General features: G+C 71.6%; 10 protein-coding genes. 3 read left to right on the plus strand and 7 right to left on the minus strand.

All coding sequences use genetic code 11. From position 1 onward, the window contains the following. Positions 1-34 precede the first annotated feature (34 nt). The 3 genes from ACF1FZ_RS06230 to ACF1FZ_RS06240 all read right to left on the minus strand — a co-directional run bounded on the left by ACF1FZ_RS06230 (position 35) and on the right by ACF1FZ_RS06240 (position 3,742). Complete coding sequence (locus ACF1FZ_RS06230) at positions 35-898, minus strand: TylF/MycF/NovP-related O-methyltransferase (protein WP_391772182.1); 864 nt, start codon at positions 896-898, stop codon at positions 35-37. 11 nt (positions 899-909) lie between these two features. Continuing rightward, a complete protein-coding gene (locus tag ACF1FZ_RS06235) occupies positions 910-1,644 on the minus strand; it encodes a methyltransferase domain-containing protein (RefSeq protein WP_391772183.1) in 735 nt (244 codons plus the stop codon). An 88-nt stretch (positions 1,645-1,732) separates the two neighbouring features. After that, complete coding sequence (locus ACF1FZ_RS06240) at positions 1,733-3,742, minus strand: CDP-glycerol glycerophosphotransferase family protein (RefSeq protein WP_391772184.1); 2,010 nt, start codon at positions 3,740-3,742, stop codon at positions 1,733-1,735. A gap of 100 nt (positions 3,743-3,842) precedes the next feature. On the opposite strand from ACF1FZ_RS06240, the gene ACF1FZ_RS06245 reads away from it, so the two are divergent. Beyond that, a complete protein-coding gene (locus ACF1FZ_RS06245; protein WP_391772185.1) occupies positions 3,843-7,271 on the plus strand; it encodes a CDP-glycerol glycerophosphotransferase family protein in 3,429 nt (1,142 codons plus the stop codon). On the opposite strand, the gene ACF1FZ_RS06250 is transcribed toward ACF1FZ_RS06245, so the two are convergent. Beyond that, positions 7,261-7,866, minus strand: a complete 606-nt coding sequence (locus tag ACF1FZ_RS06250) for a TetR/AcrR family transcriptional regulator (RefSeq protein ID WP_391772186.1) — start codon at positions 7,864-7,866, stop codon at positions 7,261-7,263. The genes ACF1FZ_RS06245 and ACF1FZ_RS06250 overlap by 11 nt on opposite strands. A 140-nt stretch (positions 7,867-8,006) precedes the next feature. On the opposite strand from ACF1FZ_RS06250, the gene ACF1FZ_RS06255 reads away from it, so the two are divergent. Then, positions 8,007-8,948, plus strand: coding sequence for an ABC transporter permease (locus tag ACF1FZ_RS06255; RefSeq protein WP_391772187.1), 942 nt, complete (start codon positions 8,007-8,009; stop codon positions 8,946-8,948). Continuing rightward, positions 8,941-9,741: an ABC transporter ATP-binding protein gene (locus ACF1FZ_RS06260; RefSeq protein WP_391772188.1), complete on the plus strand. Its 801-nt coding sequence runs from the start codon at positions 8,941-8,943 to the stop codon at positions 9,739-9,741. Before ACF1FZ_RS06255 ends, ACF1FZ_RS06260 begins: the two co-directional genes overlap by 8 nt. Before the next feature lie 84 nt (positions 9,742-9,825). Here ACF1FZ_RS06260 and ACF1FZ_RS06265 read toward each other — a convergent pair whose 3' ends face one another. The 3 genes from ACF1FZ_RS06265 to ACF1FZ_RS06275 form a co-directional block, all read right to left on the minus strand. Beyond that, complete coding sequence (locus ACF1FZ_RS06265) at positions 9,826-14,862, minus strand: NAD-glutamate dehydrogenase (protein ID WP_391772189.1); 5,037 nt, start codon at positions 14,860-14,862, stop codon at positions 9,826-9,828. Positions 14,863-15,438: 576 nt separating this feature from the next. Then, positions 15,439-16,110 carry an HAD family hydrolase gene (locus ACF1FZ_RS06270; protein WP_391772190.1) on the minus strand — a complete coding sequence of 224 codons (672 nt, stop codon included), beginning with the start codon at positions 16,108-16,110 and terminating at the stop codon, positions 15,439-15,441. Between the two features lie 71 nt (positions 16,111-16,181). Next, positions 16,182-16,688 carry a DUF6912 family protein gene (locus ACF1FZ_RS06275; protein ID WP_391772191.1) on the minus strand — a complete coding sequence of 169 codons (507 nt, stop codon included), beginning with the start codon at positions 16,686-16,688 and terminating at the stop codon, positions 16,182-16,184. Between the last annotated feature and the right edge of the window lie 104 nt (positions 16,689-16,792).

A 16,792-nucleotide genomic window follows, 5' to 3' on the forward strand; every position in this document is an offset into this window, starting at 1 on the left:
CGGGGCACGGGGCTCACGGCGGGGCTCCGCCCGGTCAGGGCTTGACGGCGATACGGCCCTCGTCCATGCGCAGCAGCAGGAGCTGCTCGCCGGTCTCCTCCAGGAATTCGTCCACGGCCTGGCGCGACCCCTGCCAGTAGCCGTAGTCGTCGATCAGCAGCACCCCGCCGCTCACCAGGCGTCCGTACAGGTGTGTGAGCTCGTGCTTCGTCGACGCGTACCAGTCGGTGTCCAGCCGGAGGACGGAGATCCGCTCCGGTGCCTGCCCCGGAACGGTGTCCTCGACCTTGCCCCGCACGTAGTGGACGCGGTCCTTCGGATAGGGCACCTGCTCGAACCCGGCCTGTACGTCCTCCAGGGAGGCCACGGCCCAGATGGGCCGGTCCTTGCCCTGTGCGTCCAGCAGCTCCCGGGCCGGCCTGCCGTCCCTCCGCAGGTCCTCCGCGGTGGGCGGGGTCATGCCCTCGTACGTGTCGAAGAGGTAGAGGTCACGCCCTGTCTCACCGAGCGACAGCAGGGTCCTGGCGCAGGCCTGCATGGAACCGCCGCGCCAGACACCGCATTCGACGATGTCACCCGGGATGCCGTGCTTCACGATGTGCCGGGTCGCGAGGACGAAGGCGTTGAGCCGCTCCGGGGAGGTCATCGTGTACGGCTTGACCGCGCGGATGATGTCCTTCGCCTCGTCGTCGTAGTCCGCGGGGAACTGCGACGGCTTCTTCGCCCCGGCCTTCGGCACGGCCGGCTCCTGCGGGGCCACCGGCGGCTCCGCGGGGGCGGAGCGGGGAGCGGGGAGGGCCGCGCGCCTGAGCTGGTATCCGGTGAGTTGCTGAAGGACGCCGTTGACGGCGTTGCGCCAAGCCATGGGCCCGGACAGTACGCGCGCTTTGCGGCTCATGTCATCTTTCGTCAACCTGTAGTTGATGGGGCCGTACGGCTGTCCGGCCGCCCGCACCGCTCCCGGCCGTCCAGCGGGCGCGGCAGTGGGATCCGGTCCACTCCACCGGCCCGGTTCGCCCACCACACCGCCGTCTCCCGGACGACGAGGTCGGCCAGCCCGTTCTTCAGCCGGGTCACCGGCCGCCGGTGGGGCCGCGGCCGGCGGAAGACCCCCACCGAGTCGCCCCAGTAGGCGGCCTTGGCGTCGATGGAGGCGTAGTCGTGCCAGATGCCCCTGACCGGTGGGAAGTCCGTGTACGCCTCGCAGAGTTCGAGGCGGGAGTGGGCGGCCATCGCCCGGAAACCGTCGGGGTAGTAGCGCCAGCAGTCCTGTGTGTCGTGGGCGTGCCCCCGGGAGGGCGCGGTGATGAAGGCGTGACCGCCGGGCTTGAGCACCCGGGCGATCTCCATCATCGACACCCAGAAGAAGGGGATGTGCTCGAACGCCTGGCCGGACAGCACGACATCGGCGCTGCGTGACTTCGCGGGGATCCGGTAGGGCCGCGTCATGACCGCGTCGACGTTGGGACCGTCGAGTACGTCCACCCCGAAGTAGTCGACGTCGTGGTCCGCCAGCAGGCCGCGGTGGGTGCGTGTCTGCTTGCCGGAGATCCGTGAGCCGAGGTCGACGACGCGGTGCCTGCGGGCCTTGGGCAGGTACTCCTCGATGCAGAGCTGCATCTGCTCGTAGGCGGACCGGTGCATGAGCTTCTCCCGACGTTGCCGTGTGCGCGCTGTTGAGCACAACGACGGCGGGGTACGGAGGGAGCGCCCCGTACGGGTGACCCCGGGTTCAGCCGGCACGCACCGGGAAGACCCGCCGCACCACGCGCTCTGCGGCGTGCCCGTCGTCGTACGGGCAGAAACGGCGGCGGAACGCGGCACGCAGCTCGCCGGCCTCCGGGGACCTCCAGGCGCCGCTCCGCAGCACCTCCCGCAGCTCGTCCTCCGTGGTGGCGACCGCTCCGGGGGTGTCACCGGGCCGGCCGGACAGCAGGTCGACGTAGACACCGCGAGCGGCGCGGTAGGCCTCCCAGTCGGGCGCGTAGGTGATGATCGGGCGGTCCAGGCAGGCGTAGTCGAACATCAGGGACGAGTAGTCGGTGATCAACGCGTCCGCGGCGAGGAAGAGTTCCTCGACGCGGGGATGGGCGGTGACGTCCATGACCCGGTCCCCCACCGCTGTCCCGGCCGAACGCCCGTAGAAGTAGTGGGCGCGTACCAGCAGCACACAGCCGGGCCCCAGATCGCGGGCGAGGCGCTCCGGATCGAGGCGGGGGGTGAAGCCCCTGCGGTAGTCGCGGTGGGTCGGCGCGTACAGCAGCACGGTCACTCCCGGCGCGATGCCCAGTCCGGCCCTGGCCTTGCCGGTCTGCTCGTCGGTCGCGGCGCACAGGACGTCGTTGCGCGGGTACCCGTAGGGCAGTTGTTCGTACGAGGAGGGGTAGACGCGGTCCCAGGTCTCGGTGCTGTGCGGGTTGGCGGAGAGGCTGAAGTCCCACTGGTCGGCGTGGGCGACGACCCGTTCGAAGCTGACGCCCCCGGTGAGGGCGGGATACGGAAGCTGGTCGAGGCCCATGGTCTTCAGCGGGGTCCCGTGGTGGGTCTGGAGGTAGACCTGTCCGGACCGTTTGGTGAAGCCGCCGGGGAAGCTGGAGTTGTTGACCAGGTACGTCGCGGTGGCCATGGCCCGCCAGTAGGCGCGGGAGCCCTCGATGACGTACGGCACACCGGGCGGCATCCGGTCCAGGTGACGCGAGGAGACCACCCACACACCGCGGATGTGCGGGACCAGTTCACGGGCCTTGGCGTACACGGCGGCCGGATTGCAGGCGACGCCCCTGTTCCAGTAGGCCCCGTAGACGGCGAGGCAGGGGTCCAGCGGCCGGTGCAGGTCGGCGCGGTAGACCGCTCTCATCACCCGGGCGCGCAGCGTCTTCCTGCCCGCGTACGCGGCGGCGCGCGCCCGGGTGCGCCTGGCGCGGGCGGCCTCGCGGACCCGGTGCGCGGCGTACCGGCCGGGGAGCCCCGCCGCGCGGAAGAAGGCGGCGCGGTCCGCCGGGGCGATCCGGCCCGGGTCCTCCAGCACGGCCGTCAGGTGCGCGGTGCGCGCGGCGGCGGTACGCGGATCGCCGCCGGTCTCGGCGGCCAGCCGCTCGTACGCGTCGATGACGGTGAAGTGCGCGCGGCCCGGTGCCGTGGCGGGCGTGCCGGTCCGGCGCAGCCGGTGGCGTACGCAGATCCGGTCGACCGAGGCGAGGGTGCCCGCGTCGGAGGCGAGGAAGACCGCGCGGTGGACCGGCACGACGTCGCCGTAGGGGCCCTCGGTGAAGCGGAGCCGGTGGGCCTCCCAGAAGGCGCGGCGCAGGAGCTGGTTCCGGGCGGCCGGCAGGGCGTCGCCCGGCCGGGTACGTCCCCACCAGTCGACCAGGTCATGGCCCAGGCGCAGCACGTCGGGCCGGTCCGCGGCCAGGCGTGCGGCGATCTCCGCCACGGCTCCGGGCAGGAGCAGGTCGTCCCCGTCGAGGAAGAGCAGATAGGTCCCGCGCGCCGCCGCCGCACCCGCGTTGCGGGCCGCGCCCGCGTCCCAGGGGCGGTCGAGGACGAGTACGTGCACCCGGGGGTCGCGCTCGGCGCACTCCCGCGCGATGGCGAGCTCCGGCCCGTCGTCACACGCGCCGACGGCGATCAGCTCCAGGTCCGCCGGTCCGCCCTCCGGCGGCGGCTGCGCGGTCACGGACTCCAGGGCCCCCCTCAGGTAACCCTGAACACGGTGGGCGGGCACGACGACACTGAGCAGCATGGCAGCCGAGCGTAGCGGCGGGCATGCCGGCCACCCCAGGGATCTTCACCCGTTCGGGTCAGCGGCGTGACCCGGGAGGCTCCCCCGGGTTGAGCCGGGCATGAAGCCACTCCTCAGCGTCGTCGTCCCGGTGCACAACGTCGAGGACTACCTGCGGGAGTGCCTCGACTCGCTGGCCGGGCAGTCCCTGAGGGACATCGAGGTGGTGCTCGTCGACGACGGCTCGACGGACGGAAGCCGCCGGATCGCCGAGGACTTCGCCGCCCGGGACACCCGCTTCCGCTGTGTCCACCAGCCCAACGCGGGCCTGAGCGCCGCACGCAACACGGGGGTCGCCCGCACCACCGCCGGCGTTCCGTACCTGGCGTTCGCCGACAGTGACGACGTCCTCGTACCCGACGCGTACGAACGGATGCTGGCCTCCCTGGAGTCGACGGGCTCGGACCTGGTGACGGGCAATGTGTGGCGGCTCGACGCGCGGGGGAGGCAGCAGGCCTGGCAGTACCGCTGGCTGACCGCCGACCGCCCCCGCACCCACATCACCCGCGATGCCCGGCTGCTGGCCGACCGCGTCGCCTGGAACAAGGTGTTCCGGCGCTCGTTCTGGGACCGGCACGCCTTCTCCTTCCCGGAGGGCAAGCTCTACGAGGACGCCCCGGTGATGATCCCGGCGCACCATCTCGCCGAATCGGTGGACGTGCTGCACGAGCACGTCTACCACTGGCGGGTGCGGGAGGGGTCGATCACCCGGCGGCGTACGGACGTACGGGGCGTACGGGACCGGATCGCGGCGTGCGAACAGGTCAGCGCCTTTCTGGGGGGCCTTGATCCCGCACAGCGGATGCGCTACGACGCGTCGTGCCTGCGTGACGACTTCGTGTACTTCCTGGAGGGACTTCCGATGGGCGGGCCCGCCTACCGCTCCGCGTTCATGACGGACGCGGGTGCCTTCCTCGACCGGGCGGGTGATGCGGCCTTGGACGGGCTGCCGGCCGATGCGCGCGTGCGCTGGCAACTGGTGCGGGAGCGCAGGACCGAGGAACTGCTGGCCGTCCTGGAGTTCGAACGGGCCAACGGGGCCGGCACGTTCACCGTCGTGGGCCCTCCGGGGCGGCGGCGCGCCGTGCACCCCGGGAGCACCGGCGGCACAGGCGTCCCGGTGCGCCTCGGCAGGGGCGATCTGCCCGCCGTGGCACGGCTGGTGGAGGCGTCATGGGGAGAGGACGGCAAGCTGCGGTTGCGGGGGTACGCGTACATCCGCAACCTGCCGGCCCGGGCGGCCCGGCAGTCGCTGAAGGCCGGCCTCGTGCGGGAGACGGCGGGCGGACGGGTGCGGGCCGTGCCGGTGCGCACGGTCCGGATGGAGCGGGCCACCGCGGACTCCGGCCAGGAGGTGCACTGTTACGACCACGCGGGCTTCGAGATGGTCCTCGCCCCCGGGCGGCTGCGGCCGGGCAGCTGGCAGGTGGGTGTGGTGGTGGCCGGGCACGGCGTCGTACGACGGGCGGCGCTGCGGGCGGTGGAGGCGGCCGCGGCGCAGCCGCTGGTCCACGATCTGGGCGGGGGGCGGCGCGTGGTGCTCGGCTACCGGGACGGCCGGCTGGAGCTGACCGTGACCCGGCTGCCCGCGGTGGTGACCGGGCACGACCGCGGGACGGGGGCCCTGGAGCTGACCGGGCGCCTGTACGGGAGCGCCCTGCCGACCGCTCTCGTGCTGACCCGCGACGGGGCTGCCGAGCACGTCTGTCCGGTGCGGTGCGAGGGCGGTGACGGGGGCGTGGGCGGCTTCAGCACCCGGATTCCGCTCGCGGCGCTCGCCGCCGAACCCGCACCGGCACCCCGCGCACCCCACGAGGCTGCCCGGGGACCCGAAGGCCTGTGGCGGGCGGCGCTCGTGACCGACGGCGTCCGCGTACCGCTCGCCGCGGCCCCGGATCTGCCACCGCCCGCCCTCGCCGACGCGACGGGCCACCTGGTGGTGGACGTGACCGGCACCCCGCGCGTGGACCACGCCGAGCCCGCGGCGGACGGCGGGCTGCGGATCCACGGGACCGGGACGGGCGCGCTCGTGCTGCGGCACCGCGGTCTCGGTGAGACGGTGGCCGTTCCCGTCGCGCCGCAGGGGGCCGGGGGCCCGCAGAGGGCCCGCTTCACCGCTGTGCTCGCACCCCCTCCCCGCGAGGGCGACTGGGAGGTGTTCCTGGACGGCCGGCCCGTGCGCGTGGGGGCGGCGCTCGCCGCCCTCCTGCCGATGGGCGTCGCCGGCGCCCGCTTCCGCCTCGACCGCCGTCACGGCGACCGTCTGACCGTGCACTGCGCGCCGGCGCTCGGCGACGCCGAAGGGAGCGCGTACCGCCAGGGCCGTCTGCGTACGGCGCACTACCCGGCGCAGCGCCGGCTGCCGCTCCGGGAGGCGGTGCTCTACACCGGGGAGGGCTCCCCGCGCGCCGTGCACGCCGAGCTCGTGCGCCGGAGCACCGATGCGGAGCACCTCTGGGTCACCGATGGATCCGCGGGCGCCGCCGCCCACGTCCCGTCCACCGCCGTCCCCGTCGTGACACACAGCACCGCCTGGTACGAGGCGCTGGCGCGAGCCCGCCGGATCGTCGCGGCCGGCCAGCTGCCCGCGTGGTTCGAGCGCCGCCCGGAGCAGACCGTCGTACAGACCTGGCACGGCTCCCCGCTCGGCAGGTTCGGCCTGGACCTCACCGGGTCCCTCTACGCCGACCACCAGTACCTCGCCACCCTGGAGCACCGCTCCGCCCAGTGGTCGGTCCTGGTCTCCCCCAGCGGCTTCGCCACCCCGCACCTGCGCCGCGCGCTGGCCTACCGCGGCGAGGTGCTGGAGGCGGGCTCCCCGGCCGACGACCTGCTGTTCGCCCCCGGCCGGGACAGGACGGCGGAGCGGGTACGCAGGGGACTGGGCATCCCGGACGGCCACCGCGTGGTGCTGTACGCGCCGACCTACCGCGACCATCTCGCGCACGCGCCGGCCGACGTCCCCCGCGGGGCCTCCCCGCTGTACCGCTGGGATCCGGCGCTCGACCTGCCCGCGCTGGCACGGTCGCTGGACGGCCGCACCACCGTGCTGGTCCGCAGGCACCCGCGGGTGACGGGCAGCGTGCCGGCGCACCCCGCCCTGCTCGACGTGTCCGCGCATCCGGACGCCACCGAACTCCTCCTGATCGCCGATGTACTGGTCACCGACTACTCGGGCCTCGTGTTCGGCTTCGCGCACACGGGCCGTCCGATGCTCTTCCACACCCATGACCTGGAGCACTACAGGGACACCGTGCGGGGCTTCTGCCTGGACTTCGAGGCCCGGGCCCCCGGGCCGCTGCTCCTCACCACCCAGGAGGTGGCCCAGGCCCTGCGGGAGACACCGGCTTCGGCGGATCTCCACGCGGAGGCGTACGAGAGCTTCCGGCGGGACCACTGCGGACCGGCGGACGGCGACGCGGCCCGCCGTGTCGCGGACCGGCTGCTCCTCGGCGAGGACTCCGGCCCCCCGCGCCCCGTCAGGCCTTGAGTGCCCGGACCGCCGAGGCCGCGAGGTCGTCCAGGTACCCCTCGGGCAGAGCACCACGGACCACGGCCAGGCGCCAGTACAGCGGCCCGACGATGAGATCCAGCGCGCGGCCGGGATCGCTCCCCTCGGGCAGCTCGCCGCGCGCCACCGCCGCGCGTACGACCACGGCAGTCACCCCCTGCTGCTGATCCAGCAGGGCCGCCTTGATGGCCTCGGAGATCTCCGGGTTGCGGGCCGCCTCGACCAGCAGGTCGGGGATCACCTGCGAGGCGACGGGGTGGCGCAGGGCGTATGCGGCCAGTTCCAGTACGGCGCGCACGTCCCCGTGCAGCGAACCCGTCGCCGGGGCCGGCATGCCCTGCGCGGCGACGGCGGCGACCAGGTCGAGGACGAGATGGAGCTTGGACTTCCAGCGGCGGTAGACGGCGGTCTTGCCGACCCCCGCGCGCCGGGCGATGCCCTCGATCGACATCCGCGCGAATCCGACGGCGGCGAGCTCCTCGAAGACGGCGCCGCGGATCGCGTCGGTCACGTCCTCGCGCAGCACCGCGGCACCTGCCGGGGTGCGGCGCCCGGTTCGCCGTTCGGTGGTCATGGCCCGAATGATAGACCGTCACGACGAAACGGTTGCGTTGCGGCGCACAAACGTCCTACTGTCAGCGTTGCGACGATACGGTGCCGTCCCATCGGGGCGGATCCGTCCGCCCCGATTCCCCGCCCCCTTCGAAAGCGATCGTGGTGAGCCAGACAGCAGCCCCGCCGGCCCCGGTGGACACCGCATCTCCCGCCTTCCTCCCCGTGTACGAACCCGGTGAGCTGGCCGCGCTCGCGGCCCGGCACGGGCTGACAGTGAGCGGTGCCCGGCCGACGCTCGGTGCGTACGTCCGGCAGCTCTGGGGACGCAGGCACTTCATCACCGCCTTCGCCACGGCGAAGCTGACCGCGCAGTACAGCCAGGCGAAGCTCGGACAGATCTGGCAGATCATGACCCCGCTGCTCAACGCGACGGTCTACTACTTCATCTTCGGCGTCCTGATGAACACCAAGCACGGAGTCCCCGACTACGTGCCCTTCCTCGTCACCGGCGTCTTCATCTGGACCTTCACCGCCAGCTCGATCACGGCCGGCACCCGCGCCATCAGCGGGAACACCGGACTCGTCCGGGCCCTGCACTTCCCCCGGGCGTCCCTGCCGATCGCCCTGGCCCTCCAGCAGCTCCAGCAGCTGCTGTTCTCCCTGGGCGCGCTGTTCCTGATCCTCCTCGTCTTCGGCCAGTACCCGCGGCCGTCCTGGCTGCTGGCGGTCCCGGCGCTCGCCCTGCAGGCCCTGTTCAACACCGGTGTCTCGATGGTCATGGCCCGGCTGGCCGCCAAGACCCCCGACATCGCCCAGCTGACGCCGTTCGTCCTGCGGACCTGGATGTACGCGTCGGGCGTCATGTGGAGCCTCGACACCCTGCTCACCGCCGACCGGGTCCCGCGCCTCGTCCTGCTGGCCCTGGAGTACAACCCGGCGGCCGTCTACATCGACCTGATGCGGTACGCCCTGATCGACAGCTTCACCGGCGCGCAGCTGCCGCCGCACGTGTGGGCCGTCGCGACGGGCTGGGCACTCGTCTGCGGCATCGGCGGTTTCGTCTACTTCTGGAAGGCCGAGGAGAGGTACGGACGTGGCTGACACCCTCGATACGCGTGTACCCACCGTCGTCGTCGACGACGTCCACATCACCTACACGGTGAACGGCGCCCGCACCGGAAGGGGCAGCGCCACCTCCGCCCTGAACCGGATCGTGTCGCGCCGGCAGCCACGGGGCGCACGCCAGGTGCACGCCGTGAAGGGCGTCAGCTTCGCCGCGTACAAAGGCGAGGCCATCGGCCTGATCGGCTCCAACGGGTCCGGGAAGTCGACGCTCCTCAAGGCGATCGCCGGACTGCTGCCCCCGTCCCGGGGCCGGGTGCACACCCAGGGGCAGCCTTCGCTGCTCGGCGTGAACGCCGCCCTGATGAGCGACCTGACCGGAGAGCGCAACGTCGTGCTCGGCGGCCTCGCCATGGGGATGACGCGCGAACAGATCCGCGAGCGCTACCAGGCCATCGTCGACTTCTCCGGCATCAACGAGAAGGGCGACTTCATCACCCTGCCCATGCGCACCTACTCCTCCGGCATGGGGGCCCGGCTGCGCTTCTCCATCGCGGCCGCCAAGAGCCATGACGTCCTGCTGATCGACGAGGCGTTGTCCACCGGCGACGCGAAGTTCCAGCGGCGCAGCAAGGACCGGATCATGGAGCTGCGCGAGGAGGCCGGCACGGTGTTCCTGGTCAGCCACAGCAACAGGTCCATCACCGAGACCTGCGACCGGGCGATCTGGCTGGAGGCCGGCATTCTGCGGATGGACGGGCCGGCCAAGGAGGTCGTGGCCGCGTACGAGGAGTTCACCGGCCCGGCGAAGGCCAGGCAGCCCAAGAAATGACGTGCTGACGCCGTCCGCCGGGCGGGCCCTGAGGCCCGCCCGGCGGACGGCGTCATGCGTGGCGGCCCGTTCAGCCGCTCCGGGTCAGGCGTGCGTGCGCAGCAGGGTCCGCATCGTCCGCATGGCCACCGACAGGTTCGCCAGGTCGAAGGACTCCGAGCTGCGGATCTCCTCCAGAGTGGCGCGCGAACGCGCCAGGATCGCCGCGTTCTTCTCCTCCCAGGCCCTGAACCGCTGCTCCGGCGACGACGTGCCGTTGCCGACGGACAGCACGTCCGACGTGAGCGCGGCGTGCGCGGCGTACAGGTCCTCGCGGATGGAGGCGCGGGCCATGGACTGCCAGCGGTCGCCCCGCGGCAGCTCGATGATCCGGTCCATCAGCTGGGTGATGCCCAGCCGGTCGGCGAGGTCGTAGTACACCTCGGCGACGGCCAGCGGATCCTTGCCCGTGCGGTCCGCGATCGCGACGATGTCCAGTGCCGGGAAGGCCGACGAGAAGCCCGCCACCCGTCCCGCCAGTTCCTCGGGCACGCCCGTCGAGGTGAGCTCGTCGAGGATCGACCGGTACCACTCGATGTCGGCGCCCTTGAGCAGCTTGGGCAGCTCGCCCCAGACGCGCTCGACGCCCTCCCGGAAGAACTCGATGGTCTCCGCGATCCCCACCGGCTGCGGCCGGTTGCCGAGCAGCCAGCGCGATCCACGCTCGACGAGACGGCGCGAGTGCAGCCTGATCCGGGTCTGCACCTCGGCGGCCACCGTGTTGTCGAGCGCCTCCACGGCATCCCACACGGCGGAGAGGCCGAAGATCTCACGGGCGGCGAACTGCGCCCGCACGATCTCCTCCAGGGAGGCCCCGGTCTCCTCGCGCAGCCGGTGCAGGAACGTCGAACCGCCACTGTTGACCGTGTCGTTGACCAGCACCGTCGTGATGATCTCGCGGCGCAGCGCATGCCCGTCGACCGCGTCGGGGAATCGTTCGCTCAGCTGCTTCGGGAAGTAGGCGTGCACCAGCCCCTGCAGATGCGCGTCGTCCGGCAGGCTGGTGGAGATCAGTTCCTCGGCCGCGGTGATCTTGGTGTAGGCGAGCAGCACGGCCAGTTCCGGCTGGCTGAGACCCTTGCCGTGGTTCAGCAGCTCGCGGATCTGACGGTCGTTCGGCAGGAACTCCAGCGCCCGGTCCAGGTGCCCCTCACGGCCGAGCCTGCGCATGAAGCGCTGGTGGGCGTGGAGGAGTGACGGCGCCTGGGCACAGGCGTTGGCGAGCGCGATGTTCTGCGCGTAGTTGTTGCGCAGCACGAGCTGTCCGACCTCGTCGGTCATCTCCGCGAGCACCTTGTTGCGCTGCTTCACGGTCATGTCGCCGTCCCGGACGAGGCCGTTGAGCAGGATCTTGATGTTCACCTCGTGGTCGGAGGTGTCCACACCGGCGCTGTTGTCGATCGCGTCGGTGTTGATCCGGCCGCCGGCCCGGGCGAATTCGATCCGGCCGAGCTGGGTGGCTCCGAGGTTGCCTCCCTCGCCGACGACACGGGCCCGCAGATCCGCTCCGTTGACCCGGATCGCGTCGTTGGCCTTGTCACCGACATCGGCGTTCGACTCGGCCGTCGCCTTGATGTACGTGCCGATGCCGCCGTTCCACAGGAGGTCGACCGATGCCTTGAGGATGTTCTGCATCAGCTCGGCGGGCGTCATCTTCGTGATCTTCGAGTCGATACCGAGCGCCGCGCGGACGTGCGCATTGACCGGGATCGACTTGGCGGAACGCGGGTGGACACCGCCGCCCGCGGACAGCAGGTCCTTGTCGTAGTCCGCCCAGGAGCTGCGCGGCAGGTCGAACAGCCGGCGCCGCTCGGCGTAGGAGGTCACCGCATCCGGATTCGGGTCGATGAAGATGTGCCGGTGGTCGAAGGCCGCGACCAGCCGGATGTGCTCGGAGAGCAGCATCCCGTTGCCGAACACGTCACCGGACATGTCTCCGACGCCGACGACGGTGAAGTCCTCGGACTGGGTGTCGTGTCCCAGCTCACGGAAGTGCCGCTTCACGGACTCCCAGGCACCGCGGGCGGTGATCCCCATGCCCTTGTGGTCGTAACCGGCCGATCCGCCGGAGGCGAAGGCGTCGCCGAGCCAGAAGCCGTAGGCGACGGCGACGTCGTTGGCGATGTCGGAGAAGCTCGCGGTCCCCTTGTCGGCGGCGACGACGAGGTAGGTGTCGTCCCCGTCGTGACGGACGACGTCCGCGGGCGGCACGACCTCGCCCGTCACCATGTTGTCGGTGATGTCGAGCAGCGCCGAGATGAAGATCCGGTAGCAGGCGATGCCCTCGGCGAGCCAGGCGTCACGGTCCACGGCCGGGTCCGGCAGCTGCTTGGCGACGAATCCGCCCTTGGCGCCCACCGGCACGATCACGGTGTTCTTGACCATCTGCGCCTTGACCAGACCGAGGATCTCCGTACGGAAGTCCTCCCGCCGGTCCGACCAGCGCAGCCCGCCGCGGGCGACCTTCCCGAAGCGCAGGTGGACGCCCTCGACACGCGGCGAGTAGACCCAGATCTCGTACGCCGGACGCGGCGCCGGGAGATCCGGGATGGCCTGCGGGTCGAACTTCATCGAGACGTAGCCGTGCGGCTCGTGGTCGTCGGCCAGCTGGAAGTAGTTGGTCCGCAGCGTGGCCTTGATGACCGTCAGGAAGGACCGCAGGATCCGGTCCTCGTCCAGTGAGGCGACCTGGTCGAGCGCCCCGTCCAGTTCCTCGAGGAGCCCGTCGGTCAGCTCCGTACCCGCCTTCTGGCGGGCCGGCGACATCCGGGCCTCGAAGAGGGAGACCAGCAGCCGGGTGGTGTGGACGTTGTTGCGGAGGGTGTCCTCCATGTAGTCCTGGCTGAACGTCGAACCCGCCTGGCGCAGGTACTTCGCGTAGGCGCGCAGCACCATGGCCTGCCGCCAGTCCAGACCGGCGCCCAGGACCAGGGAGTTGAAGCCGTCGTTCTCCGCCTCGCCGGTCCAGATGGCCGCGAACGCCTCCTGGAATCGGTCCCGGGCGTCGTCGGCGAGGTAGTCGGCGTTGTCCGTGGCCTTCTTCGGCAGGCGCAGCCCGAAGTCGTAGATCCAGGCGTGGGTGCGGTCGGCACAGCGCAGCTCGTACGGACGCTCGTCGACGACCTCGACACCGAGCCGCTGGAGCGCGGGGAGGACGGCGGAGAGCGAGACCTGCTCACCGGTCCGGTAGATCTTGAAGCGGCGCTCGCCGGGGCCCGCGCCCACGGGCTCGTACAGGCTGAGGGCGAAGTCCTTCTTCTCGCTCTTGAGCGCCTCCAGGTGAACCAGGTCGGCCACGGCGGCACGCGGCGAGTGGTCCGCCTTGTAGCCCTCCGGGAAGGAATGTCCGTAACGGCGCACCAGCTCGGCGGCGCGTTCCTCGCCCAGCTCGGCGTTCAGCGCCTCCTGGAAGCCGTCGGACCAGGAGCGGGCGGCCTCGACGAGGCGTGCCTCGATGCGGTCCGCGTCCGCGTCGGTGAGGTGCGGCAGCTCGGTGCCCGGCGGGACACGGACGACGAAGTGCAGCCGGGAGAGGATCGACTCCGTGTTCCAGGCGGTGAAGTCGACGTTGGTGCCGCCCAGTTCCTCCTTGAGGATGTCGATCAGGCGCAGCCGCACGCCGGTGGTGTAACGGTCACGCGGCAGGTAGACGAGGGCGGAGTAGTAGCGCCCGTACTCGTCCTGGCGCAGGTAGAGCCGCAGCCGGCGGCGCTCCTGGAGGTAGAGCACGGAGGTGACGATGGAGCGCAGCTGGTCGACGGGCGTCTGGAAGAGCTCGTCACGCGGGTACGTCTCCAGGATCTGGAGCAGGTCACGGCCGTCGTGGCTGTTGGGCGTGAAGCCCGCTCCCTCCAGCACCTCGGCGACCTTGCGGCGCACCACGGGCACCCGGCGCACCGACTCGGTGTACGCGGCGGAGGAGAACAGCCCGAGGAAGCGCCGCTCACCGACGACGTTGCCCTTGGCGTCGAACTTCTTGACCCCGACGTAGTCCAGGTAACTGGGGCGGTGCACGGTCGCCCGGCTGTTTGCCTTCGTCAGGACGAGGAGCTTGTGCTCCCTCGCCTTGGCCCGGGCGTCCGCCGGCAGCCGGTCGAAGGACGGGCTCACGGGGTGCGCCTCGTCCTCGCTGTGCTTCGGGTCGGAGCGCAGGATGCCGAGACCGGTGCCGGGCACGGCCGTCAGCGCGTCGGACTCACGGAGTTCGTACTCCCGGTACCCGAGGAAGGTGAAGTGGTCGGCGGCGAGCCAGCGCAACAGCTCGCGGGCCTCCTCGACCTCCTCGTCGCCCAGCTCGTCCAGGGGTTCCGCCGGAAGGTCGTCGGCGATGCGCAGGGCGGCGTCGCGCATCTTGTCCCAGTCCTCGACGGTCTCCCGTACGTCGGACAGGACACGGAGCAGATCGGCGGTGATCTGCTTCAGGTCCGCGCGGTCCGTCTCCCGGTCGATCTCGACGTGGATCCACGACTCGACGAGCGCGTCATGCGGCAGCCCGGCACCGGCCTGCTCACGGCCGCTGGACCGCTTCGCGCTGTGGCTCCGGGCCGGGTCGTCGCCGAACACCTCGATCAGCTTCCCGGCGACATCACGGCGGACGACGACCTGCGGGTGGATCACGAGGTGGATGCCACGGCCCTGCCGGGACAGCTCGTTGGTGACTGAATCCACCAGGAAGGGCATGTCGTCGGTGACGACCTCGACGACGGAGTGGCTGCTCGTCCAGCCGTTCTCCTCGACGGTCGGGGTGTGCACCCGGACGTTAGCGGTGCCCTGCGGGCGGTTCTCGGCGAGACGGTAGTGGGAGGAAGCAGCCCCGAAGACATCGACCGGGTCGCGGTCGGTGATGTCCTCCGGAGCGGTGTGCAGGTAGTAGCGCTGGAAATAGGCGAGCAGCATGTCCCGGTTCGGCCGCTCGTCCCGGCCTGCCCCGGTGCCGTCCTCCGCTCCGGTGCCGGCCTCTTCCGCGAGGTGCACCCGGAGGCCGCCTCCCGGGCCACCGACACCACCGCCCGGACTGTTGTCAGCTACCCGGGCCGCCCGTACGAGCAGTTCGGCCTTGGCTTCGTCCAGCTTGGTCTGCATGTCCTCTGACTCCTGTCGCGCGCCGTTGCGTGACGTAGGTGAAAAAGACGGCGTACCGCCACGACGCGGGGTTTCCGGTCTGCGTCGACGCTATGCCGCCTGGGGAGATGCCCGGAACCGTATCGGCCATTTTCGGCGGACGGCCCGGGACGCGGAGATCACGCATCGCCCGGGTGCGGTGGCACTCCGGGCGCAGGCCGGGGGCTTCGCTGCCCCCGAGGCGTATCGCGCTGATCACCGCACCAGGCTATCCCCCCTGCACCCACCATCGTCATGAGCCGCATATGTACAAAAGAAGGCCTCGAACTTTGACACTTTGGACATCGCGCAGGGGCGTTCCCGCACGTAAGGAGACACGTACGGGCAGATGCGCTCGGCCGGTCGTCCGGCCATCCGACGACGGCCGGCTGCCGGACGCAACCGCCCGGCCGGCCGGCCGGCTGCCACGCCGCTCGTCTCCCGGACCGCCGCTCGTCTCCCGGCCCTCCGCCCGCCCGGCCTGCCGATCGCCCCCGCCGGCCCCGACGCCCTGCCGGCACCCGCCGCTCACGCTCAGGCCTGCCCCTGCCCGGGACCTCAGTCCGTCATCGACTCGGCCAGTGCGACGGCCTCGGCCAGGGTGTCCACCACGGGCACCCCGGCCGCCTCCAGGCTGCTGCGGCTGTGCGAACCACCGGTGTAGAGCACGGCACGCGCGCCGACATGGGCGGCGGCCACGGCGTCGTCCACCGCGTCGCCGATGACCACCGCGGATTCCGGAGCGATGTCCCCGAGCACCTCGAAGTGGCGCTCCATGTGCTGCGCCTTGCTGCCGCCGGAAGGGCCGGTGCGGCCGTCGACGCGTACGAAATGACGCTCGATACCGTATCCCCGCACCACCGGGACCAGGTGTTCATGGCCGTACATGCTGAGCAGCGACTGGCTGCGGCCGCCGAGCCGCCACCGCACCAGCAGCTCCTCGGCCCCTTCGGTCAGCCCGCAGGCCGCCCGCTGCTCGGTGTAGTGGCGGTGGAAGAGACCGTCCATCCGCTCCCACTCGGCAGGGGTCGGCAGCCTGCCCATGAGCCGCTCGTAGAACCTGGGTATCGGCACGCAGTACATCTCGCGGTACTGCTCCAGCGTGAGCGGCCCCAGCTCCACCTCCGCGAAGGCGGCGTTCGACGCCCCGAGGACCGCGTGGATGTCGTCGAGCAGTGTGCCGTTCCAGTCCCAGACCAGATGTGTGCGGTGCTTCCCCGATGTAGCCATGGACAGAAAATACTCGCCCGGTACGACAGGCACCCTGTCATGGGCGCCCAGGGGTACGGGCGGACGAGTGGTCAGGCGATCAGGCCGGGGATCTCCTGGATCCCGAACCACAGCAGCTCGTGGTCCTCCGCACCGTCCACGGTGAACTGGGCGTCGTCGTCGCCGAGGTCCGCCGCTCCCAGCGATGCGGCCGCCGCGGCGACGTCCTTCTCGGCGCCGTCCGCGTCCACGTGCACGGCGGCGGCCTTCGACAGCGCCACCGCGTCCGCGATCCTCACCTCACCGAGTGACGACGCGTCCAGGATGTGGTCCGGGTCGGCGACGGCGGCACCGTCCGGCACGTCGAGAGCGACGACGACCCGGCGCCGGATCTCCTGCGGCCGGCCCGCGATCAGCCGCAGTGACGCGGACGCGGCCCGGCTGAGCGCCGCGTACTCCAGCTCCTCGATGTCGTCGGAGACGTACCACTCGCGCAGACCGGGCGTCACGGCATAGGCGGTCAGCGGCCCCGGGCCGACCTCGCCCGCCCTGTGCGCAGCGGCAAGACCGGAAAGGGTCAGGGGGACGTACACACGCATGGCTGGCCGCTTTCGTAGTCGATGACGCACTCAGGATACGTGCGACGTCCCCCTTCGGGGTTGCCGATCCGTCCGCCCCTGTCCACCGCGCGACGCCCGTCACC

The sequence above is a fragment of the Streptomyces sp. NPDC014623 genome (assembly GCF_043088245.1).
GTDB lineage: Bacteria > Actinomycetota > Actinomycetes > Streptomycetales > Streptomycetaceae > Streptomyces.

What these genes read in the sequence shown, in the direction of transcription:
- ACF1FZ_RS06270 (WP_391772190.1), bottom strand. Translation starts at nt 16,110, where the DNA reads ATGGCTACATCGGGGAAGCACCGCACACATCTGGTCTGGGACTGGAAC.
- ACF1FZ_RS06265 (WP_391772189.1), bottom strand. Translation starts at nt 14,862, where the DNA reads ATGCAGACCAAGCTGGACGAAGCCAAGGCCGAACTGCTCGTACGGGCG.
- ACF1FZ_RS06240 (WP_391772184.1), bottom strand. Translation starts at nt 3,742, where the DNA reads ATGCTGCTCAGTGTCGTCGTGCCCGCCCACCGTGTTCAGGGTTACCTG.
- ACF1FZ_RS06230 (WP_391772182.1), bottom strand. Translation starts at nt 898, where the DNA reads ATGAGCCGCAAAGCGCGCGTACTGTCCGGGCCCATGGCTTGGCGCAAC.
- ACF1FZ_RS06275 (WP_391772191.1), bottom strand. Translation starts at nt 16,688, where the DNA reads ATGCGTGTGTACGTCCCCCTGACCCTTTCCGGTCTTGCCGCTGCGCAC.
- ACF1FZ_RS06250 (WP_391772186.1), bottom strand. Translation starts at nt 7,866, where the DNA reads ATGACCACCGAACGGCGAACCGGGCGCCGCACCCCGGCAGGTGCCGCG.
- ACF1FZ_RS06245 (WP_391772185.1), top strand. Translation starts at nt 3,843, where the DNA reads ATGAAGCCACTCCTCAGCGTCGTCGTCCCGGTGCACAACGTCGAGGAC.
- ACF1FZ_RS06235 (WP_391772183.1), bottom strand. Translation starts at nt 1,644, where the DNA reads ATGCACCGGTCCGCCTACGAGCAGATGCAGCTCTGCATCGAGGAGTAC.